Genomic DNA, 26,491 nt, shown 5'->3' on the forward strand with positions numbered 1-26,491 from the left:
GAATAATAACGATAAAAATCTCAATTAAAAGTGATTGCGAATGCAAAAGTGAACAAATTTGGTGACCGAAGTCACGATAATGAATATTTGCGCGGAACTAAATTAATATTTCGTTCGTTTGCATCTTTAATGTGATTTTAATCACTTAAACGTTTGCTTTGGTGTTGTTTTATGCAAATCGATAAACCAACATTTTTAGTTAGTGATCGTTTTGTAATCTTCAACGTATTTATTGACGGGCATGATGAAGAGTGATGAATGATGAAGAAATTGATGCTGTTTCCTTTAGCTTCAATCGTTTTACCAGAAGGGAAAATGAAGCTACGGATCTTTGAATCAAGGTATAAGAGGATGGTCACTCAATCCAGCAAGTCTGACTCTACATTTGGCATTTGTTTGATTGATAACAAAAAAGGCAATAAAGCAAATCAGTTATCTAAATTTGGGATGTTGGTTAAGATTGTTGATTTTGAAGCGCTCGACAATGGGATGTTAGGATTAACCGTGATGGGAATGGAGCGCTTTAAAATAGAGTCAGTAGTGAGCGAATTTGATGGCCTACGAGTTGCTCAGGTCACGTCATTGCCCAGTTGGCCAGTAAGAGATTTAGAACCTCAAGAATGGTATTTAAGCCATCAGCTACAAGCGGTTTATCAGCAATTCCCTCAGCTTGGCGAGCTCTATTCGCACTGTTTTTTTGATGATGCCAGTTGGGTGGCGCAGCGATGGCTAGAGCTGCTCCCTATCTCGATTCAACAATTTGATGATTTAATGAGGCAGGATGACGCGCACAGTGCGGTTGACTTTTTATTGCAGGTAATCGAAGTCTCACACTAACTTTGAAAGCGTGCAGTAAACTTAAACGAGAAGTCGCTCTGTAGTAGTGGCTCTGCATAAAAAAGAATACGACGAGTGATCGATGTATGCATTACTCACGTATAAAGGTTCATGGCTACTGTATGCCAATAACAACGGTTACTCCTAAAGGAAGAGCGCAGCATGAGCAGTGATTCTCAGCATAGTGTGTCGCTAAGCCCAAGCTACACCAAGCAAGACTGGGCTGAATGCATGGAACGTGTCAAGCAACGTGATAAGCAGGCGTTTGCCTTAGTGTTTCGTTATTTCTCTCCTCGCTTACAACAGTTTGCGTTTAAGCATGTAGGCAGTGAGCAAGTGGCGTTAGAAATGGTGCAAGAAACCATGACCACGGTGTGGCAGAAATCTCACCTATTCGATAACCGAAAAAGTTCGCTTTCGACGTGGGTTTACACGATTGCACGCAATTTGTGTTTTGATCTCCTGCGTAAGCAGCGCGGACGAGAATTACATGTTTATGCCGATGATATTTGGCCAACTGACTACTGCCCACCTGATTTGGTTGAACATTATTGTCCTGAACATGACATGTTAAAAGAGCAAATATTAAAGTTTGTGGCGTTGTTGCCTGAAGCTCAGCAAGCCATCGTGAAGGCGGTGTATCTTGAAGAACTGCCCCAGCAGCAGGTTGCGGAGATGTTCAATATTCCTCTCGGTACTGTCAAATCGCGTTTACGACTAGCCGTTGAAAAACTTAGACATTCTATTCAAGCGGAGCAATTATGAGCCACCATCCAAGCAACGAAGTACTGCAGCAGTATGCCAATGGTTCAATTGATGCGGCGCATGGCATTATGATTGCCACTCACCTTGAACTTTGTACTCAGTGTCGTCAACAGGTTCAATACTTAGAAACTCGGGCCGCCGAAGCATTGCTGAGCCAATCGTTGCCGCAACAAAGAATAGCCGTTTCTAATGATGATCATTTAAACCAGATGTTTGAAACGATCACGGCGCTGGATACTCTACACCCATCGACCTTGCGTAAGCCTGAGCCGATAGAAATTAAAGTCAATGATCGCGTTGTGATGCTGCCTAGTACACTGAGCCAACTGATTCGTTTTAAAGGCGAGTGGCGCAGCTATGGTGGTAAAGTTTTTAGTGCCCATCTAGATATTGCTGAAGACTCTCGCATGAACCTGATGTACATCAATCACAACGTGCAGATCCCTCAGCATACACACAAAGGGGTTGAGTCGACCTTGGTGCTCCATGGTGGCTTCAGTGATGAAGATGGGCATTATAAAGTGGGTGATTTCATTCAAAGAGATGCGAGTATTAAACACAGCCCTTTTACCAAAGTGGATGAAGATTGTTTATGCTTAACGGTGCTAACTGAGCCGATGCTGTTTACGCAAGGTGTTGCGAGAGTGTTTAACTTATTTGGTAAAGGTCTCTATCCGTAGTCCATAGCAGGCACATCAAATTAAAAAAGGTCGTATTGTACGACCTTTTTTTCATCTAACGCTTATCAATGCCTTGCTTGGCAATATCATCGATGTCTCTCTGCCGAGCTTTTTGCAGTAAATCAGCAAAATAATGGCGCAGTGAGTAGAGCATGATAAGGCTTGGTACTACCATCAGTGCGGTAATAATAAAGAATAGTGACCAATTATTGAGATAGTCGACCAACTCCCCGCTAAAGGAAGCCAGCGTGGTGCGGCCAAAGTTTCCTAGAGAGGCCAATAGCGCATATTGCGTTGCTGAAAATGCCTGCCCTGTTAACACAGTAAGAAACGAAACAAAGGCCACGGTGGAAAACGCAGTGGTAAAGTTATCGACAATTATGGTCGCCAAAAACAGATGCTCATTAGGGCCAACTTGAGCGATCCACGAAAACATCAAATTACTGGCAGACATCGCGATGCCACCAATCATCAAGCCGCGAACAATACCAAATCGCACGTTAAACATACTGCCAATCAAAGTGAAGAATAGGGTTGCTCCCCAACCAATTAACTTCGAGTAGTGGCCAATTTGTTCGTTGCTAAAGCCAATTTCTTTGTAAAATGGAATCGACATTCGGCCAAGAAAAGCTTCGCCAATCTTGAATAAAAAGACAAACAACAGCAGGGTTAGTGCTACTTGCGCGCCATTGCGTTTGAAGAAATCGAGAAATGGTTCGATTACGGTAACGGTGAACCACGCGACGACTTTCGAACCAACTACCTGATTGTGTCGCAGCTCCGCTTGATGCTGTAGTGCTTCGCGATGTGTTTTTGGTTCTCCCACCAAGAGCGTGAAAAGCATTAACAGCCCGACACAGAGTGCCATGCCATAATAAACGGCATTCCAACCGATACTATCGGCGTTTACAAAAGCGAGATAGCCTGGCAGAGAATATCCAGTCCACCACCCCATGATGGCCATGGCGGAGGCTTGTGGCAGCTTATTGGCTTGTGATTTGGGGAAAGTATCGATACGAAAAGCATCAATCGCGATATCTTGAGTGGCAGAAGCGATCGCAATGCCCAAGGCAAGCATTGAGGTAAACATCAAATTTTGGGCTGGATTGACACCCGCAATCAGCAACGTACAGATCAAAATGATCGATTGGCACAAAAATACCCAACTGCGGCGTTGACCTAATAATGGCGTCAGAATGGGTAATTTGACGCGATCCACCAATGGGGCCCATAGAAAATTAATCGCGTAAACTGCGAAGACACTGCCAAAATAACCAATAGCAGCGGTGGTTAAGCCTGCATCTTTTAGCCATCCTGACATATTTGAACCAATCAAAACCCACGGGAAACCGCTCGAACACCCCATCATAAATACCCACAATAGGCGTTTATCAAGATAGCTACGGATAGTTTCCATCCAAGTGAGAGAGGAGGAGGTTGATGGCATACAGCGAATCCTTGTCAGTAAAGTAGCTTAGGTCGAAAGGCGACCCAATAAAATCAAACGCCGATAAATCGGCGTTGGTATGGTTATTGTTCTAGTGTGACATTCGTAATAACGATTGGTTCGATGGGGACGTCTTGCATTCGCCCTTTCGTGCTGGTCGGCTGTTGAGCCATTTTTTGCACAACATCAAACCCTTGCGTGACTTTACCAAAGACGGCATAACCCGGTGGGCGAGCGTTGTAGTTGAGAAAATCATTATCGACCAAGTTAATAAAGAATTGGCGAGTAGCCGAGTTAGGATCATTGGTACGGGCCATTGCGATCGTCGCGGTGTCATTGGTCAACCCATTGCTCGCTTCATTTTTGATGGGAGCGTAAGTGGTGAGTTGTTTTAAATCCGCATCAAATCCGCCGCCTTGTGCCATAAACCCTGGGATAACGCGGTGGAACTGGCTGCCAACATAACTGCCATCTTCAACATATTTTACGAAGTTTGCGACAGTCGTTGGCGCTTTCTCTGTATTAAGTTCAACAGTAAATGACCCTAAGTTCGTCTCAATTAGGACGTTGGGCGCCGAAAACGCAGTGCAACTGACGAGCGCTAATGTCGTAACGAGAGAACGTAACATTAAAAGCGCTCCTGTAAATAACCATTAAGTTCGCTGTCATTGGCAATTTCTTTAAGTACCAAGTTCATGACATCGTTGAGTACCATTTCAATCTCATCATTTGAAGCGCTGAGTGTACCGGAACGTTTTGCCGTTCCGTTGAACGTTTTCACCAATTTGCCTTTTGGTGTTTCCGCGGTGATTTCAAGCGTGACACTGCCATCCATTTCATTCGACATGACGCTGTGTTTTACCGTCACTAGTGCTTCTGCAATTTCAACGGTGACATTGTTTTCGCTGTTCACTGTTAAGCGATAGCCTTGAGAGCTAAATTGTTCTGCCAACGCATTCTCAACCGCAATGCGAACATTTTGTTTGGCATGAATTGGCTCAATATTAGAGCGGCCACTATCCACTAAAGCCACATATTGCGCCGATCGAACATCTTTGCTAACCAGAGTAAAGGCTTTATTGTTAACGACCGTATTTTTGCTGGTCGTTGCAGTAGGCATAAAGTTGATTTGCTGTTGCTGAGGTGCGGCACAAGCGGTGAGTAATGCGATTGAGGCTGCGAGAACCAGTTTTTTCATGGTCATTTCCTTTCTTATCCTTGCCTATTTAGTTGCTTGTAAGATAACAAATTTATGGTTGGTCGCGACAGTTTTTACCTGCCCTTGGCCAAATAATCTTGCTAGTTTTACATCGTAGCCGAGGTGGCGATTGCCGATCACTAATAATCGTCCCCCTTTTTTAAGAACATGCTTTGCATCACAGAACATCTGCCAAGCAATGTGATCCGTGATAGCTTGTTGTTGATGGAATGGTGGGTTACATAATACTAAACAGCTACTCTCTTGTTGAAAACCATCTAAGCAGTTATTCGCAATGCATTGAATATTGCGATCTTCTCCTAAATTCTCCAGCAAATTTAGCTTTGCAGACTCGACGGCCATCAAGCTTTCATCAACGCAGGTCATGCGTACTTGAGGATTGAGTTGGCCCATCTTGATTGATAACACCCCGTTGCCGCATCCAAGGTCGATGATGTGCTGTAACTTAGGATCTTGTGGAAGATGCTGTAGAAAAAAGCGTGCGCCGAGATCCAATCCCTCACCTGAGTAGACATTCGGCAGATTTTTTAGACGGATGGATTCGCTTTCTACGGCCCATTCAGTTATGGGTTCCACCGTTTCAATCGGTGATACGTTCGCTGCTGAAAAAACGAGGCGGTGTTTTTTCCATGCAAGAGAAGTGCTTGTTGAACCTAAATACTTTTCAAATAAATTTAAGGTTGATGTGTGGATCTCTTTCGCTTTGTTGACCGCTATCACAGGGCAATCTTGTGCAAGGGATTGACGGAGTTGGCTTAATTGCCAAACCAAGTGGCGATTGCTCTTGGGCAATTGAAAAAGCACCAGATCGACCGATTCAGGGATGGCATCCATTGTTGAGAGCAATTGCACGTTGCGGCACTGATTGCGCTGAAGATTGTTTAACGTACCTTGTTGCGAAATAAAAGAGTCGCTCATCATGGTGACGTGATGCTTATCTGCAAACCAACACGATAGAGCGCCAAAGTTATCGTTTAAAATAAGGATGCGTTTGCCTATTGCTAAATTCAACGCTTCAATATGATTAATCACATATTCATCGCCCGCATCCCAAGCTTGTAATGTTTCGTTTGAACGATGTGGGAAACGGTGCAAGCTCAACGTTCGATCATGCAGTGCCAACTCTGTTTTCATAATTTTTTATAGGTCGTAGTGAGAATTACGGATGCATTGTCTCAAATGGCGTAGAAACAAGGAACCAAAACCTTTCGCTATTCTATAAGGCTAGTTAAACTTAAATCTCTTTACACTCGTATATGTTCTCATGCTCTTATTTGAGGAAGAAAGGCAACGGTATGATCCAACCCATAATCGAACAAAAATTGCATCAAGCATTTCACCCTGATTATTTGAAAGTCGAAAATGAAAGCTACATGCACAATGTGCCTTCAGGATCGGAAAGCCATTTTAAAGTCATTGTGGTGAGTGACAGTTTTGAAGGAATGCGTTTGATCGGCCGTCACCGACAAGTTAACCAAGTGTTGGCAGAAGAGTTAGCGAACCACATTCATGCACTCTCGATTCATACCTACACACCACAAGAGTGGCAGGCGCAAATTAGTGGCGTACCTGATAGTCCTATGTGTATGGGCGGTGGAAAATAACTCGTTCAGAACCGTCTGAATATGCCGTTCTCTTGTTCTGTTTTTGAGCGGAATGTTAACAGTATTTAAACAAATTGACGAGATGAACAAGTTGAGAGAAATTGTTTTAGGTAGTGAATAAAAATAAATACTCATAAGGGGTAAGGAATAGGTTATTTGTGCGATGCTTCAAAGTTATGACTATTCGCTAGCCTTTATGATTCAAATCCTTCCAAATAAAACGACTTATCAGAGGATTGGTCATGGCATCAGGTTCCGAAAAAATGCTAGACTATTGCACCTAATGGATCTCATACCATACTTGTGATGAGGTTATTAAAAGGATGTTGCGGTTCTGGCGTTTAAAACAAGCCAAAATCGGACACAGAAATGTCGTGTCTAAGGCTGGTTTAACTTTCATTTGGCCTCTTATCAAGAACGACCATGAAAGATAAACAAGCCTTGAACTTACGCAATTAAAAGAATCTTTTTCCCGATAAAATAGTGCAAGTGCGTATGATTACAATAAAAAGGGGTTTGGACCTTCCTATTGCAGGAACTCCTTCCCAGGTGATTAATGATGGTAAGACCATCACTAAAGTCGCCTTGCTTGGCGAAGAGTACGTTGGCATGCGTCCTACCATGCATGTTCGCGTAGGCGATGAAGTAAAGAAAGCTCAAATTCTTTTTGAAGATAAAAAGAATCCGGGTGTTAAATTTACTTCACCAGCAAGCGGTAAGGTTATCGAAGTCAATCGTGGCGCCAAACGTGTCCTACAATCCGTTGTGATTGAAGTGGCAGGTGATGAGCAAATCACGTTCGATAGCTTTGAAGCTAGCCAACTAGCAAGTGTTGACCGTCAAACGGTTAAAACTCAGTTAGTTGAGTCTGGTCTTTGGACTGCGTTGCGTACTCGTCCGTTTAGCAAGGTTCCAGCAATTGAGTCTTCAACTCAGGCTATTTTTGTGACAGCAATGGATACCAATCCATTAGCGGCAAAACCTGAGACGATCATTAATGAGCAATCTGAAGCATTCGTCGCTGGTCTCGATATCCTTTCAACTCTGACTGAGGGCAAGGTTTACGTCTGTAAATCTGGTACTAGCTTACCACGCTCTTCACAGCCAAACGTTGAAGAACATGTGTTTGATGGCCCACACCCTGCAGGTCTTGTAGGGACTCACATGCATTTCCTCTATCCAGTAAATGCAGTCAATGTGGCGTGGAGCATCAATTACCAAGACGTGATTGCGTTTGGTCAATTGTTCTTAACCGGTGAGCTATACACACAACGAGTGGTGTCGCTTGCAGGACCCGTAGTCAACAAACCTCGTCTTGTCCGTACTCAGATTGGTGCTAGCCTCGAAGAGTTAACGGATAACGAATTGATGCCGGGCGAAGTTCGTGTCATCTCTGGTTCTGTACTTTCTGGTGTGAAAGCGGCGGGGCCTGTAGCTTATCTTGGTCGTTACCACCTCCAAGTATCGGTTCTGCGTGAAGGTCGTGACAAAGATTTTCTTGGTTGGGCAATGCCTGGCAAGAACAAATTTTCAGTCACTCGCTCTTTCCTTGGTCATCTATTCACAGGTCAGTTGTTCAACATGACAACCACAACCAATGGTAGTGATCGTGCGATGGTACCTATTGGTAACTATGAAAAAGTGTTGCCACTAGATATGGAACCAACGCTCCTACTTCGTGACCTATGTGCAGGTGACATCGATAGCGCTCAACGTCTCGGTGCCCTTGAACTGGACGAAGAAGATCTCGCATTGTGTACCTTTGTATGTCCTGGTAAATACGAATATGGTCAGCTACTTCGTGAGTGCCTAGACAAGATTGAGAAGGAAGGGTAATTTTCATGGGCCTTAAAAAGTTTCTTGAAGACATCGAGCATCATTTTGAACCTGGCGGCAAACATGAAAAATGGTTTGCCTTGTATGAAGCAGCCGCAACGCTTTTTTATACGCCTGGTTTAGTTACAAAACGAAGCTCACACGTTCGTGATAGCGTTGACCTCAAACGCATCATGATCATGGTTTGGCTAGCGGTATTCCCAGCGATGTTCTGGGGTATGTATAACGTTGGTCACCAATCGATTACTGCACTTAACCATCTGTATTCTGGCGCTGAATTGGCGACAGTCATCAGTGGTAACTGGCACTATTGGCTAACTGAAATGCTTGGCGGTACATTAAGTACGCAAGCCGGTTGGGCAAGTATGATGCTGCTTGGTGCGACTTACTTCCTACCTATCTACGCCACGGTATTCTTGGTCGGTGGTTTTTGGGAAGTGCTGTTTTGTATGGTGCGTAAGCATGAAGTTAACGAAGGTTTCTTTGTAACTTCAATTTTGTTTGCTCTGATTGTTCCACCCACACTGCCTTTATGGCAAGCCGCTTTAGGGATTACCTTTGGCGTGGTTGTTGCCAAAGAAATCTTTGGTGGTACCGGGCGTAACTTCCTAAACCCAGCATTAGCCGGTCGTGCTTTTCTATTCTTCGCCTACCCAGCACAGATCTCTGGTGACGTTGTTTGGACAGCTGCAGATGGTTTTTCTGGTGCAACGGCGCTAAGCCAATGGGCTCAAGGTGGTAACGGTGCTCTGATCAATAAGGTCACTGGCGAAGCCATTACTTGGATGGATGCATTTGTTGGTAACATTCCTGGCTCTATCGGTGAAGTATCGACGTTAGCACTGGCGATTGGCGCGGCATTTATTGTCTACATGGGCATTGCTTCATGGCGCATTATTGCGGGTGTTATGGTAGGTATGATTGCCATATCAACGCTGTTCAATGTTATTGGTTCAGACACAAATGCAATGTTTAATATGCCTTGGCATTGGCACCTAGTACTTGGTGGCTTTGCGTTTGGTATGTTCTTCATGGCAACCGACCCAGTATCGGCTTCATTTACTAACAAAGGTAAATGGGCATACGGTATTTTGATTGGTGCAATGTGTGTGATGATTCGTGTGGTTAACCCAGCTTACCCAGAAGGTATGATGCTGGCGATCTTATTTGCGAACCTATTTGCACCTTTGTTTGACCATATTGTGATTGAGAAGAACATCAAGCGGAGACTAGCACGCTATGGCAAGTAATAACGATAGCATTAAAAAAACGCTGTTTGTTGTTATCGCATTGAGCTTAGTGTGCTCAATCATCGTATCGACAGCAGCGGTTGGCCTGCGTGACAAGCAAAGAGAAAATGCGGCGCTGGACAAGCAGAGCAAAATTCTGCAAGTCGCTGGCATTGAAGCGAAAGGCAGTAAACAAATCGTTGAGTTGTTCAATAAAAGTATTGAACCACGTCTGGTTGACTTCAACACGGGTGACTTTGTTGAAGGCGATGCAGCTAACTACGATCAACGCAAAGCAGCGAAAGAAGCCTCTGAATCGATCAAGCTGAGCGCTGAACAAGATAAAGCGAAGATCCAACGTCGTGCAAATGTTGGTGTGGTTTATCTGGTGAACGACGGCGATAAAACCAGCAAGGTGATTCTGCCTGTACACGGTAATGGTTTGTGGTCAATGATGTACGCATTTGTGGCTGTAGAAACCGATGGTAATACCGTTTCCGGCATTACTTACTACGAACAAGGTGAAACTCCGGGATTGGGTGGTGAAGTTGAAAACCCATCATGGCGTGCTCAATTTGTTGGCAAGAAATTGTTTGATGACAACCACCAACCTGCAATTAAAGTTGTGAAAGGTGGCGCTCCTGCCGGATCTGAGCATGGCGTTGATGGACTTTCTGGCGCAACACTGACCAGTAACGGTGTTCAACACACTTTCGACTTCTGGTTAGGTGATATGGGCTTTGGTCCATTCCTAGCAAAAGTTCGTGACGGAGGTTTGAACTAATGTCTAGCGCAAAAGAGATTAAAAAGAGCATTCTAGCGCCAGTGTTGGATAACAACCCAATCGCACTTCAAGTGCTTGGTGTCTGTTCTGCCCTTGCGGTAACCACTAAGTTGGAAACGGCGTTTGTTATGACGCTAGCCGTTATGTTTGTAACGGCTTTCTCTAACTTATTCGTTTCGTTAATTCGTCACCACATACCTAACAGTGTGCGTATCATCGTTCAGATGGCGATCATTGCTTCATTGGTTATTGTTGTTGACCAGATCCTACGTGCTTACTTATACGATATCTCGAAACAGCTATCGGTGTTCGTAGGGTTGATCATTACTAACTGTATCGTAATGGGCCGTGCTGAAGCATTTGCAATGAAGTCGGCACCGATTCCTTCCTTTATCGATGGTATCGGTAATGGTCTGGGTTATGGTTTTGTATTGATCACTGTTGGTTTCTTCCGCGAACTTCTTGGTTCAGGCAAGCTATTTGGAATGGAAGTTCTACCTCTTGTGAAAGATGGTGGCTGGTATCAACCTAACGGTTTGATGCTGCTAGCACCTTCGGCATTCTTCCTAATTGGCTTCATGATTTGGGCGATTCGCACGTTCAAACCTGAACAACTAGAAGCGAAGGAGTAAGGGCGTTATGGAACATTATATCAGTTTGCTTGTTCGATCGATTTTTATCGAAAACATGGCACTCTCTTTCTTCTTGGGTATGTGTACATTTCTTGCTGTATCTAAGAAAGTAAAGACATCGTTTGGTTTAGGGATTGCGGTTACTGTTGTTCTGACCATTTCAGTACCAGTGAATAACTTGGTTTATAACTTGTTACTTAAACCGGGTGCATTGGGTGAAAATATTGATCTTACATTTCTAAATTTCATTACCTTTATCGGTGTTATTGCCGCATTAGTACAGATCTTAGAGATGATATTGGATCGTTTTTTCCCACCTTTGTATAACGCGTTGGGCATTTTCTTACCTTTAATCACAGTGAACTGCGCCATTTTTGGTGGTGTATCTTTCATGGTTCAGCGTGATTATAACTTTGCTGAATCCGTCGTTTACGGTTTCGGTTCGGGTGTGGGTTGGATGTTAGCGATTGTCGCTCTTGCCGGTATCCGTGAGAAAATGAAATATTCAGATGTACCTCCGGGTTTACGTGGTTTAGGGATTACCTTCATCACGGCGGGTCTAATGGCGTTAGGCTTTATGTCTTTCTCTGGTGTTCAACTGTAAGTCGGGTAAACCGCAACAATTAAGGAATAGTCAATGGACATTATTCTTGGTGTAGTGATGTTTACCCTGATTGTTCTAGCACTCGTTTTGGTAATTCTATTTGCTAAATCTAAGCTAGTTCCAACAGGCGACATTACAATTTCAATTAACGGTGATGCAGATAAGTCTATTGTGACTAATCCAGGTGGTAAGCTACTGAGCGTACTTGCAGGTTCTGGTGTCTTTGTATCATCGGCGTGTGGTGGTGGCGGCTCTTGTGGTCAATGCCGTGTAAAAGTGAAATCTGGTGGTGGTGATATTCTTCCTACTGAACTTGATCACATTACTAAAGGTGAAGCTCGTGAGGGTGAACGTTTAGCGTGTCAAGTGGCTGTGAAAACAGACATGGATATTGAACTTCCTGAAGAAATTTTTGGTGTTAAAAAGTGGGAATGTACCGTTATCTCTAACGACAACAAAGCCACCTTCATTAAAGAGCTTAAACTTCAGATCCCTGATGGCGAGTCAGTACCTTTCCGTGCTGGTGGTTACATTCAGATCGAAGCGCCAGCACACCACATCAAATATTCAGATTTTGACGTGCCAGAAGAGTATCGTGGCGATTGGGACAAATTTAACCTGTTCCGCTACGAGTCAAAAGTTGATGAAGATATTATTCGTGCTTACTCAATGGCGAATTACCCTGAAGAGTTCGGTATTATTATGCTAAACGTGCGTATTGCTACGCCGCCGCCTAATAATCCCAATGTGCCACCGGGTCAGATGTCTTCTTACATTTGGTCACTGAAAGAAGGTGATAAATGTACTATTTCTGGTCCATTTGGTGAGTTCTTTGCCAAAGATACGGATGCAGAAATGGTCTTTATCGGTGGTGGTGCGGGCATGGCTCCAATGCGCTCACACATCTTCGATCAGCTTAAGCGTTTAAAATCTACCCGTAAGATGTCTTATTGGTATGGTGCGCGCTCTAAGCGTGAGATGTTCTACGTTGAAGATTTTGACGGCCTTGCAGCTGAAAACTCGAATTTCGTATGGCATTGTGCGCTTTCTGATCCAATGCCTGAAGATAACTGGGATGGATACACAGGTTTCATCCACAATGTATTGTATGAAAACTATCTGAAAGACCATGAAGCGCCTGAAGATTGTGAATACTACATGTGTGGACCACCGATGATGAATGCGGCTGTGATTGGCATGCTGAAAAACCTTGGTGTAGAAGATGAGAACATCCTTCTTGATGACTTCGGTGGTTAATTCACTGAAGTAAGTAAAACCTATGGCTGGCTCTGATGAGTCAGCCATTGTTTTTTTAGTTTTAGTTTTGCCTTGTGGCTTTGAATTCCAACTCAGTTAACATAGAAAATAGGTGTAGGAATTTCTTTTCTATAACCACTTCTTTTCTATATTCACTTTCATTTTTAGGAGTAAACAAGTGAAAAAATGGCTTGTTGCGTTAGCTTCTCTATTCATCTTGGCGGGTTGTGAAAAATCGGTTGAGCAAGTTCATCTCAGTGGCCCTACTATGGGCACGACTTACAATATTAAGTACCTGAAAGCTGAAGGGATCCCTAGCTCGGAGGCTCTCCAAAAGGAAGTTGATCGGTTATTGGAAGAAGTGAACGATCAAATGTCGACCTATCGTAAAGATTCTGAGCTCAGCCGTTTTAATCAATATCAAGGAACGGAACCTTTTACGGTTTCTTCTCAAACCGCAACCGTGGTGAAAGAAGCGCAGCGTCTTAACGGTCTTACTTTAGGTGCATTGGATGTCACTGTTGGTCCTTTGGTTAACCTATGGGGTTTTGGCCCTGAAGCTCGTCCTGATGTGGTGCCAAGCGATGCTGAATTGGCTGAGCGTAAAACCAACATAGGCATTGAGCATCTTAGCGCAACCGACACTACGTTAAGTAAAGATCTTCCTAATCTCTATGTGGACCTTTCAACTATTGCGAAAGGATGGGGAGTCGACGTGGTTGCTGACTACATTCAATCACAAGGCATTGCCAATTACATGGTTGAAGTCGGTGGTGAGATGCGCTTAAAAGGCGTAAATCGAGAAGGCGTACCTTGGCGAATCGCTATAGAAAAACCGACAGTTGATGAACGTACCGCTCAAGAGATCATTGAACCTGGTGATCTGGCAATTGCCACTTCAGGTGATTACCGTAATTATTTTGAGCAAGATGGTGTGCGTTATTCTCACATTATCAATCCAATCACTGGCAAACCCATCCATAATAAAGTGGTATCAGTTACCGTTTTGGACGCATCTTCAATGACGGCAGATGGCCTAGCGACTGGATTAATGGTACTAGGAGAGACGAAAGGTATTGAGGTTGCAGAGCAATACAATATTCCTGTGTTCATGATTGTGAAAACAGAACAAGGTTTTGAAGAGATTGCCTCCAGCGCATTTAAGCCATTTCTAAATAAAAAGTGAGTTAAGTTATGAATACTTTTTTCATTACATTCAGTGTATTTCTGTGTGTCATTGCCGCGATGGCGGTTGGCTATGTCTTTCAAAAGAAAGTAGTCAAAGGCAGCTGTGGTGGATTAGGTGCTGTTGGCATTGAAAAAGTGTGCAATTGCCCAGAGCCTTGTGATGCACGTAAAAAACGCGAAGCTAAGGCCGCAGCAAGAGCTGAAAAGTTAGCGCATTGGGAAAAAGATCGTATCGCCTGAGCTACGATTAAAGAGCCTGTTTTGTGCAGGCTCTTTAATTTTTAAAAGCAATTCATTTCAATCCATAGAAACCAAGAATATACTGTTTATGTATACAGTTTTTTGATGGTTTTGAATTGGAAAATAAAATCAAAAAAATTATCCATATTGATATGGATTGTTTCTACGCTGCGGTAGAAATGCGTGATAACCCCGAATATAGGCATCGCCCTCTAGCCGTTGGTGGTCATGAAAAGCAGCGTGGTGTGTTAAGTACTTGCAATTATGAAGCGAGGAAATTTGGCGTTCGTTCCGCAATGCCGACCGCTCAAGCCTTAAAATTATGCCCCAATCTGCTGGTCGTTCCGGGGCGAATGTCGGTATACAAAGCTATTTCCACTCAAATCCGACAGATATTCGAACGTTATACTTCCATTATTGAGCCGTTATCATTAGATGAAGCATTTCTTGATGTGAGTGATTCATCGCTATGTCAAGGAAGCGCAACATTGATAGCTCAAGCCATTCGCCATGATATTCACAACGAACTTCAACTGACCGCCTCTGCAGGTGTAGCACCTGTAAAATTTTTGGCTAAAGTGGCCTCTGATATGAATAAGCCTAACGGCCAATTTGTAATACCACCCGATAAAGTACAGCAGGTGGTCGATTCATTGCCGCTAGAGAAAATACCCGGTGTCGGTAAGGTTAGTCTGGAAAAGTTGCACCAAGCGGGTTTTTATAAGTGTGAAGATATCAAGCTAACGGACTATCGAGAGCTACTTCGTAACTTTGGCAGATTAGGCGCTTCACTATGGAAGAAAAGTCATGGAATTGATAATCGCGAAGTCGTGACAGAGAGGGAGCGCAAATCATTAGGTGTCGAAAGAACATTTAGTCAAAATATCTCAAGTTATGAAGAGTGCTGGCAGGTGATTGAACATCATCTCTATCCAGAGATAAAAGCGAGGTTAGACAGAGCGAGTGTTGATGGGGCGATTGTCAAACAAGGGATCAAAGTCAAGTTTGCCGATTTTCAACTTACGACGATTGAGCATCTTCATCCACAGTTAGAGCTCAATGATTTTCGAACCCTTTTGGAGAATATTTTGTTGCGGCAAAATGGGCGAGAAATTCGCTTACTTGGTTTACAAGTGATGTTAAAGCCAGAAATGCTCAATAAGCAGCTCAGTTTTTTTTAAATTAGTGAAACAAACTAACATTTATGTCATTAAATTGACGGTTTTTAGGTCGAAATCATTTATATTGCTAGCGAGAAATACTAACTCATCAAATATCCACACCTGATATGGTTAGTCATAAAACGATCGATGAGAGAAAACAATGAAAAAAGTAGTGTTAGTCACTTTAATGTTGTTGAGCTCCCCTTTGTGGGCAGCGCAGTGCCGAGTTGATGTGAACCATGAAGTTCACCTTGATGGTGATAAGGTTGAAATTCTCAAAACGAGCACCGACACTGTTTTGATGGATACACAGAACAATCTTTATATCCGTGGTGAAAAGATGGAGCTCGACAGTGACCAGAAAACGGCCCTTGAGCAGTATAGAGAAAGCATGAATGCTTCATTGCCTAAAGTAAAACAGATGGCGAGTGATGGCTTAGCGTTGGCGAATGATATTTTGGATGATGTTGCGAAAAGTATTGAATCTCCCAACGCCTTCGATAGCGCCAAGCAATCCATAGCAGCTTTTTTTGCCAATATTGAATCTCGTTATTACAAAAATGGTGAGCTGGTTCTCCCTGCGCAGACTTTTGAATCAATGACGCAAACTTGGGCCGATGATTTTGAAAAAGCGAAAGCTTTATTTAACAAAGAGTTTATATCCGGCGCCTTCGATGCCCTTTCACTGAAAATGAGAGAAGAGGGTGGCTTAAACATCACAAAATTGACCGATACCATGGCGGACTTAAAAGTTAAGTTAGCCGAGCGAATTCAAGAAAACGCCGCCACAATTCAAAAAGAGAGTCGTGATTTTTGTGAGTCTCTTAATGATATGGTTGAGCAGGAACAACAACTGCACCAAAAAATACCAGTATTAAAAGATTATCAAGTCTTTACCATCTAAACTTAAAGAGCACATTCGGTGCTCTTTATTTGTGTCTATGATGTTAGGTTAATTTACTGGTATGGATGTTGTTTAATAATTTTAGCTTGAGACGGTTAACAGCATTAGTTTCAATAGCCTTCGTTGTGCTGTTTATTTTGTGTTATCTGCTATTTAAGTTTATGTGGTCTTATGATCGCGCCGTTGAAGATGCTCTTTCCTTGCAACGAGGTGAGGTTAACCGAGTTCGAACTGTTCTTAATATGCAAAAAACGGACATGGGGGCATCATTGGCTGATTATGCCGCATGGAATGAAATGGCCGATTTTATTGCTAAGCCTAATGATGATTTTATTCGCGACAGTATTGGTACTCACACCTTTGAATCCAAGTCATTAGACGGTATTTTTATTTTTAATCCAGATGTGCAATTAGTTTGGGGCCAGCGCTACGACTATGAGACTGGCCATGAAGCCAGTTATGATGCGATTCGATATAATTTTGGTGATATTTTAGCGGACGCGATGAAAGCACCAAAAGATTTCATCAAACCGAATCTCAGTTTTATCGTGATAGACGACAAACCTTTTATCGTTGCAACCTCTCGGGTTTGTAATAGTGACGCAAAGGAGTGCGACAAAGGTTATTTACTTTTTTTAAAAAGGATCAGTGGACAGTTTATCAATGAGCTTGTGATTGCAACTGGGGTGAATGTGGAAGTGATGCTGATCAAAAGTCTTAATGATCAAACCGTTGCCGCGCCACATGAAGATAATATCTCTTACCTTGAAATGCTTGATTATCGCAATCGTCTTACTGTGTTGATTAAAGTAAGTCATACCGTTAAAGTCCCACCGTTTATTCAATGGCAGGAGCTGTCTGGGCTTGCTTCATTCTCTATCCTAATGTTTTTCTTGAACTTAGTTGTAGCGAATAAAGTAGTCAAGCCAATCAATGATGCCAATCAAGTACTGGATCAATTTAAAGCATCGGGTGGAAAGATGCCTAGTGAGCGATCCTTCATATCGAAGGAAATGAAAGAGTTTTCGCGTACGATGAACCAAATAGTATGGGAGCTGGAAACCAGTCGGCGTGAACTAAAATGGCAATCAGAGCACGATCCACTCACACGTATTGCGAACCGCCGTCGTTTAGAAAAGGTCTTTAAAAGCTATATTGTTGATTATCAATTTAGATATATCGTATTGTTTTTAATCGATATTGACTATTTTAAATTGTTCAATGATCACTACGGCCACTTAGAGGGTGATGAAGCATTGAAATCTGTTGCGACTAGCTTAAAAAAATTGGATTTTGGCGGTGAAAAACTGGTTGCTCGCTTTGGTGGAGAAGAGTTTTGTGTAGTTTTGGCGAGCGACATCGAAATTGATGGTCAAGCTTATGCTAAACGACTGATCGAATCGGTTGAATCACTGCGCATTACCCACCAATTTTCCCCGGCTAAGAAGACGCTTTCAATTAGTGTTGGAGGGGTTGAAATTGATACCCCACAGTTGAATCACTATCTAGATTTCTTTCATGTGGCTGATAGAGCACTTTATGCAGTCAAAGCACAAGGAAGAGGTCGTTATCTCGTGCAAAAATTCACCTCTAATCTCCCGTTAACATTGCCTGTTCAATAATCTTTACGCAGTAAATTCTGTTTATTTTTGCAATGCTTGTTTAATAAATAAGCAGTGGAATTGCTCTATTTGATTGCCTGTATTACCGTACTAGCTAACTAGTCTATTGATATTTGTGTGAGTGGTATGACACAGCCTGATTCTCGTGAACATTTTGGTTCACGTCTTGGTTTTATTCTTGCGGCGGCGGGTGCGGCAGTTGGCCTAGGTAATATTTGGGGCTTTCCAACCCAAGCGGCAAGCAACGGCGGCGGCGCATTCTTATTGGTTTATTTGGTGATGATCATGGTCGTTGCCTTCCCTATGTTAGTGGTTGAAATGGCGATAGGCCGTTTTGGGCAAGCAAACCCTGTTGATAGCATGCGCTCATTAACGCCTCATCCACTAGGTAAAATGGTCGGTGGCTTTGTCGGTTGGATTGGTTTGAGTGTTCCGAGTGCGGTACTGGCGTTTTACAGCATCGTCGGTGGCTGGCTAATCTGCTTTTTACTCGGTGCGATGACAGAGTTATTGGGTTTTGTGGAAATCACAGCTTGGTTGAAAGGGTTTAGTGTTGAGCGTAACTTATTCGGAACCTTAGTGTTTTATATTTTGACGATTCTAATCGTGCAAGGTGGTGTTAAAGACGGGATTGAGAAATGGTCAACGCGTTTAATGCCTGCATTGTTTGTACTGTTTGGTGTGCTGTTTGTTTACATCATGATGCAAACTGGTGCGATGGAAGGTTTACAACACTATTTGGTCCCTGATTTTTCAAAGGTGTTTGACAGACATCTTTTACTGGCGGCAATGGGACAAGGCTTTTTTTCATTAACCATTGGTGGCTGCTCGATGTTGATTTACGGCTCTTATCTGAGTAAGCAAGAAAACCTGCCGAAGATGGCACTAAATGTGACTTTAGTTGATACTGCCGTGGCTTTCATTGCTGGCCTTGTTGTGTTGCCTGCGATGTTTGTTGCGATGCATAAAGGGGTGGAAATCTATGCCGCTGACGGTTCTTTACTAAATTCAGATACGCTCGTTTTTACCGTGTTGCCATTGATGTTTGATAGCCTTGGTTGGATGGGGCAGGTGTTTGCTATCGTATTTTTCACTTTACTGACGATCGCCGCGTTAACCTCTTCTATCTCTATGCTGGAATGCCCTGTAGCCTTAGTCAGCGAGCGTTTTAATACGAAACGCGCACCAACAAGCTGGGTATTAGGCGCGTTAATTGCGCTAGTCAGTGTCGTTATTGTTTATAATTTTGGTGCGCTATTTGGCTTAGTGGCAACGGTTGCGACGCAATATTTGCAGCCGACAGCAGCGCTGATGTTCTGCCTATTTGGCGGTTGGGTATGGCGTCGTCACGCGAAAGTCAAAGAGTTAGAACAAGGTTTCCCTGAGTTCCAATTGGGTTGGTTTGGTAAAATCTGGCCTTGGTATGTGAAATTTGTCTGCCCTGTATTAGTGGCTACGGTGATTTGGGCTTCGTTCGGTTAATGAGTTACTTTCTTCATCCCACTCACGCTTAAACAGCATAAAGCCCTTTGAATAAGGGCTTTATTATTGAACTTATGTGTCTCTATTGTTTAGACTTATCGACAATTTAGACCATCGACGGTGGCATCAAGTGTCCCGTGGTCAGAGGTTCTAAATCGCTGTCTGCGACCTCTTCAATAAAATCGCCCACGACTTGCTCAACCATCTCATCGCTTTGCGAGAAGTAGGCGAGATGGAATACGGCATCTCCTTCATTAACAAGAGGCAGAGTTTGTTGGCCAATCACAATACCCCCCTTATTGGCTCTTAATTCGACTTCGACATGACCAAGCGGTGAGTTGATATAGGCAAGCACTTGTCCTTTTTCGACCTTGTCACCAAGCGTCACCACAGTGCGCAAGATGCCATCGCTTTCGGCTCTGAGCCAACTGGTTGATTTTGCGATGATCGATGTCGGTACGGCCTTGCGACTTTTGCGCATCATACCAATGGCTTGCATGGTGCGTTTCACACCGACAATACCCGCATTGATGGCAATAGGTTCAAATTTTAGCGCTTCACCTGCTTCATAAGTTAATACTGTAATGCCTGATTTCTCTGCTTCACTTCTGAGCGAGCCATTACGCAGTGGAGAGTCGATGATCACTGGGGTTGCAAATGCTTGGGCAATACGCAAGGTTTCAGGATTAGTGAGATCGGCGCGGATTTGTGGCAAATTCGTGCGATGAATAGCACCAGTATGCAGGTCAATGATGTAATCACAACGTAAAGCGACTTGGGAAAAGAAAGTATGTGCAATGCGAGAGGCGAGGGAGCCAGTTTCACTTCCAGGGAAGCAGCGATTGAGATCGCGTCGATCAGGAAGGTAGCGAGATTTATGAATAAAGCCAAAGGCATTGACGATGGGGACAACAATCAGTGTCCCTTTTAGTTTTTGCGGGTCGATGGAGTTGATCAGTTGACGGACTATTTCAACGCCGTTCAGTTCATCACCATGGATGGCGGCATTGACCATTAAGGTTGGGCCAGTGGATATTCCATTAATGATTTCGATAGGGATAGAGAGTGGCGAGTGTGTATAAAGCTTAGCCGCTTCTAGCTCCATTGCCTTGCGCGTTCCTGGGGGAACTGAATCCCCCAGGAAATGAAATGCTGTGTTTTTCCTAACCTTTGCCACGTGTTTTTGTCCCTTTCGTTGCCGCATTTTTTTCAATAAATTCGACAATCAACCCGGCGATATCTTTACCAGTAGCGGCTTCAATACCTTCAAGACCTGGCGATGAATTGACTTCCATCACTAATGGGCCACGTTCCGATCGCAAAAGATCCACACCCGCAACATTGAGACCCATAATCTTCGCCGCATCGATAGCCGTCTTACGTTCTAGAGGGGTGATTTTTACCAAAGAGGCCGTTCCGCCGCGGTGTAGGTTAGAGCGAAACTCACCATCGGCACCTTGCCGTTTCATGGCTGCGATAACTTTGTCGCCAATAACGAAACAGCGAATATCGGCGCCACCAGCCTCTTTGATGTACTCTTGCACCATGATATTGGCTTTCAAGCCCATGAACGCTTCGATCACACTTTCTGCTGCTTTGCGTGTTTCCGCTAACACTACACCGATGCCTTGAGTTCCTTCAAGTAATTTAATTACTACCGGTGCTCCTCCGACCATGTCGAGTAAGTCTTTGACATCATCGGGTTTGCTGGCGAAACCAGTAATTGGCATACCAATGCCGCGACGAGACAATAGCTGCATTGAGCGAAGTTTATCTCTGGAACGGCTAATAGCCACAGATTCATTGACGGGATAAACCCCCATCATTTCAAATTGGCGTAATACTGCAGTACCGTAAAACGTAACGGATGCACCAATACGAGGAATGACTGCATCAAAACCCGCTAACTCTTCACCTTTAAAGTGAATTTCGGGTTTTTCAGAATTGATATTCATATAGCAACGCAGCCCATCAATCACTTTGACTTGGTGGCCACGGCTTTTACACGCTTCAATCAGACGCTTGGTTGAATACAACGAAGCATTACGTGACAGAATACCAATTTTCATTATTTGCTCTCCTCGAAAGCGATTAAAAACGATTTAGTTGGATTAACTAAAATTCGACGGTGCATTGCGGTGCGACCTAATAGCATACGAAAACCCATATTTTCGCGATTGGTTAACGTTATTTCAATGGGCCAAGTTTGGCCGCCCAAACTGACGTCTGATTGAATAACGTAACGTGACTCTTCATGGCCACCGGAATCACGGACGATTCGTTCATCAATGACTTTAGCTTCGCACACTGTGACCTTGTCATTATTGCGCTGCACAGGGTGGATCCAAAAGCGAACCCAAAGAGTCTCTTCCTTGGTGAAGCTCTCTACCTTAAATGCGTGTAAGCACGACGTGCGGGCTCCGGTATCGACTTTGGCATTAATTTGCTCAATACCTAACCCTGGAAGGCTGAGAGTTTCTCGCCATCCGACAATCATTTTTTCTTTCATCGCAGTTTCAATATTTTTGGAGAATGTAAGACGCCGCTAAGGAGTAGCCGCATCCCCGATACAACTTTTAAATGGTGTTATCGCTTGAAGAGAGTGTGGTGAATAACTCTAGGAACTTCAAGGGGGCGAACTCTAGCAGTCACAAAAAATGTGCGCTAATGAAATTAATTTGCCTTATCGATAAAATTAATTGATAGAAAAAGAGGTAAGGATTGATGCCGAATTCCGCTGCCAAAGCAAGATATTCATCAACTTGCTATTACACGCTGGTTGAAGAATTCGACATCAGAGTGGGTTAAGCTTTCGCTGGAATATGCTCTAGTAGGGCAACCATTTGCTCCCAGAAAAGGTCGACTGTGTCGATCTTCACTTTCTCATCCGGTGAGTGAGGGAATTTAATGGTTGGGCCAAACGAAACCATATCCATTTCTGGATAAGGTTTTTTGAAAAGACCACATTCTAGGCCAGCATGGATCACCATTATATTCGGTTTATGACCGTAAATACCTTGGTACATGTCTCTGAAAATAGCCATGATCTCTGAATCGGCATCTGGTTTCCAGCCCGGATAAGCACCAGTAAAGGCAATTTCCGCATTCGCTAGCTCAGCAACGGATTTGAGCATGCTTTCAACCTGTTGGCGACCTGAATCAATCAGAGAACGAATAAGGCATAACACAGTCACAGAGTTTTCTTGTGTAGTAATCACACCGACATTCAATGAGGTTTCAACCACGCCTTCAATTTCATCGCTCATCCGGATCACACCGTTTGGACACGCGTTTAATGCGGCAATAAAACGTTGTTGATCAACAAGAGCGAAGACATTTTCTGCATTTTCTTGCGGGTTGTTGAAAGTGACGATTCCTGTTTCGACGCGTCCAAGCTCTTCTTTCACTAGCTGGGTATAGGAGCTAAATAGCTCATCCAGTTTTACCCCATTTTCGGCAGGAATGGCCACGGTGACAAACGCTTCTCGAGGAATGGCGTTACGTAGGCTACCACCGCGAAACTCGATCAAACGTAAATCAAGTTCTTGTGCATGACTAGCAAGAAAGCGAGCCAGTAGCTTGTTAGCATTCCCACGGCCAGTATGGACGTCACACCCAGAGTGACCTCCTTTTAACCCTTTCAAAATCAATTGATGTGTTACGTAACCAGCAGGCATGGCTTGTCGTTGGATATTAAAAGTCATTGTGCCATCAATACCACCAGCACAGCCCATATATACTTCGCCCTCTTGTTCTGAATCAGTATTGAGCAGGATCTCTCCTTCTAACCAACCAGCTTCAAGGCCGAAAGCACCTGTCATACCCGCTTCTTCATCAATCGTCAGCAACACCTCAATAGGACCGTGCTTGAGCTCTTTTGACGCGAGAACAGCCAAACATGCTGCCATACCCATGCCGTTATCGGCACCTAAAGTGGTTCCTTTGGCTGTTACCCATTCGCCATCGATATACGGTTGGATAGGGTCCTTAGCAAAGTCGTGTTGCGTGTCTTCGTTTTTTTGCGGCACCATATCAATATGAGCTTGTAGAACCACACCTTTCTTGTGTTCCATGCCAGCTGTCGCTGGTTTTTTTATGAAAACGTTGCCGGTTGGATCTCGGCGTACCGCTAAACCCTGCTCTGTCGCCCACTGGATGATGTGCTGGGCTAAGGCTTCTTCATGCTTAGACGGGTGAGGAATGGAACAGATTTTATCGAAAAATTGCCATACGGGTGCCGATGACAATTTACTGATTTCAGAATAGAACTCAGACACGGAATACTCCTTTTATTCGAGCTTGCCAGATCATGAACAGGCGAAATGTTTCTTTGGTAGCGATATCGACTAGATCTGAGCATGACTTGTAGTGGTGGACAGCATACCACTCTCGACAATCAGCGAGTAGCCTCACCGCTTGAGAATTGTTTTATTGGTGTCACATTAAATCGACTGTAGCGTATAGAAGAGATGACACAATCGGCGATGAGATTCTTCCCCTTACCGCCTAATAATCATTTTTTGCTGATATTTGTGTAATTTAATTACCTAAATCTGTTGATGTAGATCATTAAAATAAAATTATGTGATTTTTATCACGCCAAATATTGTAATTTAATTTCTTGGTGGTATATTTGTAACCAACTTCGAAAGCGAAGAAAAAATGCTCAAAGGATGAGTCCGTTTATCGCCTCCATGGAACCGAGAAATCAAATTTATGTTCAATTGATTTTATAAGGTGATAGTTATGAAAGGTTTACCATCAGCAATGTTCTGGACAAACAAGTCTGTTTACACTGGCAACTTTGCTTACCCAACAAGCTTTGGTTATTAAGACTTTAAGCATGTTATTTGAACTGTATGTTCACCCCCTAGATATTGGAATTTTTTTGTAGTCAGTTTGGCTAAAATGATTCGCCGCCACCTCAGATGAGGTGGCGTTTTTTTATCTCAATGTTCAACACTTCCTTTACGGCTCAACGGCAATACGATATGGAAATCCGCTTTTTCTTTTTGAAGAAATGAAGCGCGACTAGGTTCATAAGCCATTAATAAAAGCATATTACAGCCTTAATTCTATCTGGAATTTGTGATCTGATCTCTCTATAATCCACAGCCAATCGATTACGCAACCGTTTACTTTTTACCCTTATAGGACTCGATCATGCTCGAAAGGCTATTTAAACTTAGTGAATATGGCACAAACGTGCGCACTGAGGTTATCGCAGGAATAACGACATTTCTCACGATGGCATACATTATCTTTGTTAACCCTGCGATCTTAGCGGATGCCGGCATGGACCGTGGTGCAGTATTTGTTGCTACGTGTCTTGCGGCGGCTATTGGCTGTTTCATCATGGGCTTTGTTGCCAACTACCCAATCGCGCAGGCTCCGGGTATGGGGTTAAACGCATTTTTTACTTACGCCGTTGTGCTCGGCATGGGGTATACATGGCAAGTTGCGCTGGCGGCGGTATTCGTTTCTGGTGTGCTGTTCATTTTCCTTAGTATCTTTAAAATCCGTGAGTGGATCATCGGTTCGATTCCGATGTCATTACGAACGGGGATCTCGGCCGGTATTGGACTTTTTCTTGCCTTTATTGCCCTGAAGAATGCAGGCATTGTGGTTGATAACCCTGCAACTTTGGTTTCTGTCGGCGCAATTACTTCTCTTCCTGCTGTACTCGGTGCGATAGGTTTCTTCCTGACGATTGCTTTGGTTCATCGTGGTTTAAAGGGTGCCGTAATGATCGCGATTCTTGCGGTTACTGGCCTTGGTTTAGTGTTTGGTGACGTTCAGTGGCATGGCATTATGTCGGCACCACCAAGTATTGCGCCAACTTTTTTGCAGCTTGATTTCTCCGCCGTTTTTGAAGTGGGTATGATCTCAGTGGTGTTTGCGTTTCTGTTTGTCGATCTATTTGACACGGCTGGCACCTTAGTTGGCGTGGCGCAAAAAGCAGATTTGATTGGTAAAGATGGTAAAATTCCACGTCTAAATAAAGCATTGCTTGCCGATTCTACTGCTACGTCAGTCGGTGCCCTGCTAGGTACATCAAACACAACCTCTTACATTGAAAGTGTGGCGGGTGTTGCTGCTGGCGGGCGCACAGGGCTGACTGCAGTCGTTGTTGGCATTTTGTTCTTACTTGCATTATTCTTCTCGCCATTAGCTGGAATGATCCCTGCGTACGCTACGTCTGGTGCATTATTTTACGTGGCAATTTTGATGCTTTCTGGTTTGGTCAGTATTGATTGGCGCGATTTAACAGAAGCGGCTCCTGTCGTCGTTACCTGTTTATTAATGCCGCTGACATTCTCTATCGCAGAAGGTATTTCTCTTGGTTTCATTGCTTATGCGGCTATCAAACTATTTAGTGGCAAAGGGCGCAGTGTATCGATAAGTGTGTGGGTGATGTCAGCCATCTTCATCTTTAAGTATATCGCCTCTGCAATGTAATGAACGACACAGATTATTTAAATAATTAGGTTTACAACAATGAGCAATAAATTCGTTATCACTTGGGACAACATGCAGACTTACTGTCGTCAATTGGCAGAAAAACAGATGCCTGCAGAGCAATGGAAAGGTATTTGGGCGGTGAGCCGTGGTGGTCTGGTTCCTGGTGCCATATTGGCGCGTGAATTAGGTATTCGCCATGTCGATACGATTTGCATTTCAAGTTACGATCATGATCATCAGCGTGACATGACAGTGATCAAAGCACCTGAAGGTGACGGCGAAGGTTTCTTAATTGTTGAAGATTTGGTCGATAGTGGTGATACCGCACGTAAGCTACGTGAAATGTATCCTAAAGCGAAATTGATTGCGGTGTGTGCGAAGCCTTCTGGCGTAAGCTTGTTAGATGATTATGTTGTGGATATTGCTCAAGATACGTGGATTGAGCAGCCATGGGATATGACGATTCAATACGCAGAACCGATTAACCGTAAACAAAAGTAATGCTTTTCTTGCGTTTATTTGAAAATGGCCCTTTA

26 protein-coding genes are annotated in these 26,491 nt (G+C 43.6%); 18 read left to right on the forward strand and 8 right to left on the reverse strand.

Going from position 1 to position 26,491, the window contains the following annotated elements; genetic code table 11:
* Positions 1-261: 261 nt before the first annotated feature.
* The 3 genes from AACV32_RS17105 (at position 262) to AACV32_RS17115 (ending at position 2,282) form a co-directional block, all read left to right on the forward strand.
* Complete coding sequence (locus AACV32_RS17105; protein ID WP_170895534.1) at positions 262-837, forward strand: LON peptidase substrate-binding domain-containing protein; 576 nt, start codon at positions 262-264, stop codon at positions 835-837.
* A gap of 162 nt (positions 838-999) precedes the next feature.
* Positions 1,000-1,602 (forward strand): RNA polymerase sigma factor, encoded by a 603-nt coding sequence (locus AACV32_RS17110; RefSeq protein ID WP_013856164.1) that lies wholly within the window; start codon positions 1,000-1,002, stop codon positions 1,600-1,602.
* Positions 1,599-2,282 carry a ChrR family anti-sigma-E factor gene (locus AACV32_RS17115; RefSeq protein WP_019282325.1) on the forward strand — a complete coding sequence of 228 codons (684 nt, stop codon included), beginning with the start codon at positions 1,599-1,601 and terminating at the stop codon, positions 2,280-2,282. The genes AACV32_RS17110 and AACV32_RS17115 overlap by 4 nt, the downstream gene beginning before the upstream one ends.
* Before the next feature lie 55 nt (positions 2,283-2,337).
* On the opposite strand, the gene AACV32_RS17120 is transcribed toward AACV32_RS17115, so the two are convergent.
* The 4 genes from AACV32_RS17120 to AACV32_RS17135 form a co-directional block, all read right to left on the reverse strand.
* Complete coding sequence (locus AACV32_RS17120) at positions 2,338-3,729, reverse strand: AmpG family muropeptide MFS transporter (protein ID WP_026029152.1); 1,392 nt, start codon at positions 3,727-3,729, stop codon at positions 2,338-2,340.
* A gap of 83 nt (positions 3,730-3,812) precedes the next feature.
* Positions 3,813-4,358, reverse strand: a complete 546-nt coding sequence (locus AACV32_RS17125) for a peptidylprolyl isomerase (RefSeq protein WP_013856167.1) — start codon at positions 4,356-4,358, stop codon at positions 3,813-3,815.
* Complete coding sequence (locus tag AACV32_RS17130; protein ID WP_026027920.1) at positions 4,358-4,927, reverse strand: YajG family lipoprotein; 570 nt, start codon at positions 4,925-4,927, stop codon at positions 4,358-4,360. Before AACV32_RS17130 ends, AACV32_RS17125 begins: the two co-directional genes overlap by 1 nt.
* 24 nt (positions 4,928-4,951) lie before the next feature.
* A complete protein-coding gene (locus AACV32_RS17135; protein WP_170895510.1) occupies positions 4,952-6,082 on the reverse strand; it encodes a methyltransferase in 1,131 nt (376 codons plus the stop codon).
* A 161-nt stretch (positions 6,083-6,243) separates the two neighbouring features.
* Here AACV32_RS17135 and AACV32_RS17140 point away from each other — a divergent pair, with 161 nt between their 5' ends.
* From AACV32_RS17140 to AACV32_RS17200, 13 genes are all read left to right on the forward strand, one after another.
* Positions 6,244-6,552 (forward strand): BolA family protein, encoded by a 309-nt coding sequence (locus AACV32_RS17140; RefSeq protein WP_026027643.1) that lies wholly within the window; start codon positions 6,244-6,246, stop codon positions 6,550-6,552.
* 495 nt (positions 6,553-7,047) lie between these two features.
* On the forward strand, positions 7,048-8,388 hold the full coding sequence (locus tag AACV32_RS17145) for a Na(+)-translocating NADH-quinone reductase subunit A (RefSeq protein ID WP_170895511.1): 1,341 nt from the start codon (positions 7,048-7,050) through the stop codon (positions 8,386-8,388).
* Positions 8,389-8,393: 5 nt separating this feature from the next.
* Complete coding sequence (locus AACV32_RS17150; protein ID WP_013856172.1) at positions 8,394-9,638, forward strand: NADH:ubiquinone reductase (Na(+)-transporting) subunit B; 1,245 nt, start codon at positions 8,394-8,396, stop codon at positions 9,636-9,638.
* On the forward strand, positions 9,628-10,401 hold the full coding sequence (locus AACV32_RS17155; protein ID WP_094147720.1) for a Na(+)-translocating NADH-quinone reductase subunit C: 774 nt from the start codon (positions 9,628-9,630) through the stop codon (positions 10,399-10,401). The genes AACV32_RS17150 and AACV32_RS17155 overlap by 11 nt, the downstream gene beginning before the upstream one ends.
* Positions 10,401-11,033 carry an NADH:ubiquinone reductase (Na(+)-transporting) subunit D gene (locus AACV32_RS17160; RefSeq protein WP_013856174.1) on the forward strand — a complete coding sequence of 211 codons (633 nt, stop codon included), beginning with the start codon at positions 10,401-10,403 and terminating at the stop codon, positions 11,031-11,033. The genes AACV32_RS17155 and AACV32_RS17160 overlap by 1 nt, the downstream gene beginning before the upstream one ends.
* Positions 11,034-11,040: 7 nt before the next feature.
* Positions 11,041-11,637, forward strand: coding sequence for an NADH:ubiquinone reductase (Na(+)-transporting) subunit E (gene nqrE / locus AACV32_RS17165; protein WP_013856175.1), 597 nt, complete (start codon positions 11,041-11,043; stop codon positions 11,635-11,637).
* Positions 11,638-11,670: 33 nt separating this feature from the next.
* Positions 11,671-12,894 carry an NADH:ubiquinone reductase (Na(+)-transporting) subunit F gene (nqrF, locus tag AACV32_RS17170; protein WP_013856176.1) on the forward strand — a complete coding sequence of 408 codons (1,224 nt, stop codon included), beginning with the start codon at positions 11,671-11,673 and terminating at the stop codon, positions 12,892-12,894.
* 178 nt (positions 12,895-13,072) lie between these two features.
* The gene (locus AACV32_RS17175; RefSeq protein ID WP_017046581.1) at positions 13,073-14,080 is read left to right on the forward strand and encodes an FAD:protein FMN transferase; all 1,008 of its coding nucleotides are present in this window, start codon (positions 13,073-13,075) and stop codon (positions 14,078-14,080) included.
* 8 nt (positions 14,081-14,088) lie between these two features.
* A complete protein-coding gene (nqrM, locus tag AACV32_RS17180) occupies positions 14,089-14,322 on the forward strand; it encodes a (Na+)-NQR maturation NqrM (RefSeq protein ID WP_013856179.1) in 234 nt (77 codons plus the stop codon).
* Positions 14,323-14,438: 116 nt separating this feature from the next.
* Entirely contained in the window at positions 14,439-15,503 is a 1,065-nt protein-coding gene (dinB, locus tag AACV32_RS17185) for a DNA polymerase IV (RefSeq protein WP_170895512.1), read from the forward strand.
* Between the two features lie 142 nt (positions 15,504-15,645).
* Positions 15,646-16,389 (forward strand): YggN family protein, encoded by a 744-nt coding sequence (locus AACV32_RS17190; RefSeq protein ID WP_088729108.1) that lies wholly within the window; start codon positions 15,646-15,648, stop codon positions 16,387-16,389.
* A gap of 65 nt (positions 16,390-16,454) precedes the next feature.
* Positions 16,455-18,011, forward strand: a complete 1,557-nt coding sequence (locus AACV32_RS17195) for a diguanylate cyclase (RefSeq protein WP_050990510.1) — start codon at positions 16,455-16,457, stop codon at positions 18,009-18,011.
* Positions 18,012-18,137: 126 nt separating this feature from the next.
* The gene (locus AACV32_RS17200; RefSeq protein WP_026029154.1) at positions 18,138-19,493 is read left to right on the forward strand and encodes a sodium-dependent transporter; all 1,356 of its coding nucleotides are present in this window, start codon (positions 18,138-18,140) and stop codon (positions 19,491-19,493) included.
* Between the two features lie 106 nt (positions 19,494-19,599).
* Here the strand turns inward: AACV32_RS17200 and AACV32_RS17205 are convergent, their stop codons facing one another.
* From AACV32_RS17205 to AACV32_RS17220, 4 genes are all read right to left on the reverse strand, one after another.
* Positions 19,600-20,697: a succinylglutamate desuccinylase/aspartoacylase family protein gene (locus tag AACV32_RS17205; protein ID WP_088718002.1), complete on the reverse strand. Its 1,098-nt coding sequence runs from the start codon at positions 20,695-20,697 to the stop codon at positions 19,600-19,602.
* The gene (gene rimK, locus AACV32_RS17210; RefSeq protein WP_010320145.1) at positions 20,657-21,562 is read right to left on the reverse strand and encodes a 30S ribosomal protein S6--L-glutamate ligase; all 906 of its coding nucleotides are present in this window, start codon (positions 21,560-21,562) and stop codon (positions 20,657-20,659) included. Before rimK ends, AACV32_RS17205 begins: the two co-directional genes overlap by 41 nt.
* The gene (locus AACV32_RS17215) at positions 21,562-22,002 is read right to left on the reverse strand and encodes an ATP-dependent zinc protease family protein (RefSeq protein ID WP_017049719.1); all 441 of its coding nucleotides are present in this window, start codon (positions 22,000-22,002) and stop codon (positions 21,562-21,564) included. Before AACV32_RS17215 ends, rimK begins: the two co-directional genes overlap by 1 nt.
* 295 nt (positions 22,003-22,297) lie before the next feature.
* Entirely contained in the window at positions 22,298-23,770 is a 1,473-nt protein-coding gene (locus AACV32_RS17220; protein ID WP_170895513.1) for an aminoacyl-histidine dipeptidase, read from the reverse strand.
* A gap of 886 nt (positions 23,771-24,656) precedes the next feature.
* Between AACV32_RS17220 and AACV32_RS17225 the strand changes: the two genes are divergently transcribed.
* Both AACV32_RS17225 and tet(34) read left to right on the forward strand, forming a co-directional pair.
* Complete coding sequence (locus AACV32_RS17225; RefSeq protein ID WP_017046589.1) at positions 24,657-25,952, forward strand: NCS2 family permease; 1,296 nt, start codon at positions 24,657-24,659, stop codon at positions 25,950-25,952.
* A gap of 39 nt (positions 25,953-25,991) precedes the next feature.
* Positions 25,992-26,456 (forward strand): oxytetracycline resistance phosphoribosyltransferase domain-containing protein Tet(34), encoded by a 465-nt coding sequence (gene tet(34) / locus AACV32_RS17230; protein WP_010320141.1) that lies wholly within the window; start codon positions 25,992-25,994, stop codon positions 26,454-26,456.
* Positions 26,457-26,491: the final 35 nt, after the last annotated feature.

This window comes from Vibrio sp. B7 (genome assembly GCF_963888765.1).
Classification (GTDB): Bacteria; Pseudomonadota; Gammaproteobacteria; order Enterobacterales; family Vibrionaceae; genus Vibrio; species Vibrio anguillarum.

Excerpts from the sequence above, each read along its gene's own strand:
- AACV32_RS17105 (WP_170895534.1), top strand. The coding sequence starts at position 262 with ATGAAGAAATTGATGCTGTTTCCTTTAGCTTCAATCGTTTTACCAGAA.
- AACV32_RS17110 (WP_013856164.1), top strand. The coding sequence starts at position 1,000 with ATGAGCAGTGATTCTCAGCATAGTGTGTCGCTAAGCCCAAGCTACACC.
- AACV32_RS17115 (WP_019282325.1), top strand. The coding sequence starts at position 1,599 with ATGAGCCACCATCCAAGCAACGAAGTACTGCAGCAGTATGCCAATGGT.
- AACV32_RS17120 (WP_026029152.1), bottom strand. The coding sequence starts at position 3,729 with ATGCCATCAACCTCCTCCTCTCTCACTTGGATGGAAACTATCCGTAGC.
- AACV32_RS17125 (WP_013856167.1), bottom strand. The coding sequence starts at position 4,358 with ATGTTACGTTCTCTCGTTACGACATTAGCGCTCGTCAGTTGCACTGCG.
- AACV32_RS17130 (WP_026027920.1), bottom strand. The coding sequence starts at position 4,927 with ATGAAAAAACTGGTTCTCGCAGCCTCAATCGCATTACTCACCGCTTGT.
- AACV32_RS17135 (WP_170895510.1), bottom strand. The coding sequence starts at position 6,082 with ATGAAAACAGAGTTGGCACTGCATGATCGAACGTTGAGCTTGCACCGT.
- AACV32_RS17140 (WP_026027643.1), top strand. The coding sequence starts at position 6,244 with ATGATCCAACCCATAATCGAACAAAAATTGCATCAAGCATTTCACCCT.
- AACV32_RS17145 (WP_170895511.1), top strand. The coding sequence starts at position 7,048 with ATGATTACAATAAAAAGGGGTTTGGACCTTCCTATTGCAGGAACTCCT.
- AACV32_RS17150 (WP_013856172.1), top strand. The coding sequence starts at position 8,394 with ATGGGCCTTAAAAAGTTTCTTGAAGACATCGAGCATCATTTTGAACCT.
- AACV32_RS17155 (WP_094147720.1), top strand. The coding sequence starts at position 9,628 with ATGGCAAGTAATAACGATAGCATTAAAAAAACGCTGTTTGTTGTTATC.
- AACV32_RS17160 (WP_013856174.1), top strand. The coding sequence starts at position 10,401 with ATGTCTAGCGCAAAAGAGATTAAAAAGAGCATTCTAGCGCCAGTGTTG.
- nqrE (WP_013856175.1), top strand. The coding sequence starts at position 11,041 with ATGGAACATTATATCAGTTTGCTTGTTCGATCGATTTTTATCGAAAAC.
- nqrF (WP_013856176.1), top strand. The coding sequence starts at position 11,671 with ATGGACATTATTCTTGGTGTAGTGATGTTTACCCTGATTGTTCTAGCA.
- nqrM (WP_013856179.1), top strand. The coding sequence starts at position 14,089 with ATGAATACTTTTTTCATTACATTCAGTGTATTTCTGTGTGTCATTGCC.
- AACV32_RS17190 (WP_088729108.1), top strand. The coding sequence starts at position 15,646 with ATGAAAAAAGTAGTGTTAGTCACTTTAATGTTGTTGAGCTCCCCTTTG.
- AACV32_RS17195 (WP_050990510.1), top strand. The coding sequence starts at position 16,455 with ATGTTGTTTAATAATTTTAGCTTGAGACGGTTAACAGCATTAGTTTCA.
- AACV32_RS17200 (WP_026029154.1), top strand. The coding sequence starts at position 18,138 with ATGACACAGCCTGATTCTCGTGAACATTTTGGTTCACGTCTTGGTTTT.
- AACV32_RS17205 (WP_088718002.1), bottom strand. The coding sequence starts at position 20,697 with ATGCGGCAACGAAAGGGACAAAAACACGTGGCAAAGGTTAGGAAAAAC.
- rimK (WP_010320145.1), bottom strand. The coding sequence starts at position 21,562 with ATGAAAATTGGTATTCTGTCACGTAATGCTTCGTTGTATTCAACCAAG.
- AACV32_RS17215 (WP_017049719.1), bottom strand. The coding sequence starts at position 22,002 with ATGAAAGAAAAAATGATTGTCGGATGGCGAGAAACTCTCAGCCTTCCA.
- AACV32_RS17225 (WP_017046589.1), top strand. The coding sequence starts at position 24,657 with ATGCTCGAAAGGCTATTTAAACTTAGTGAATATGGCACAAACGTGCGC.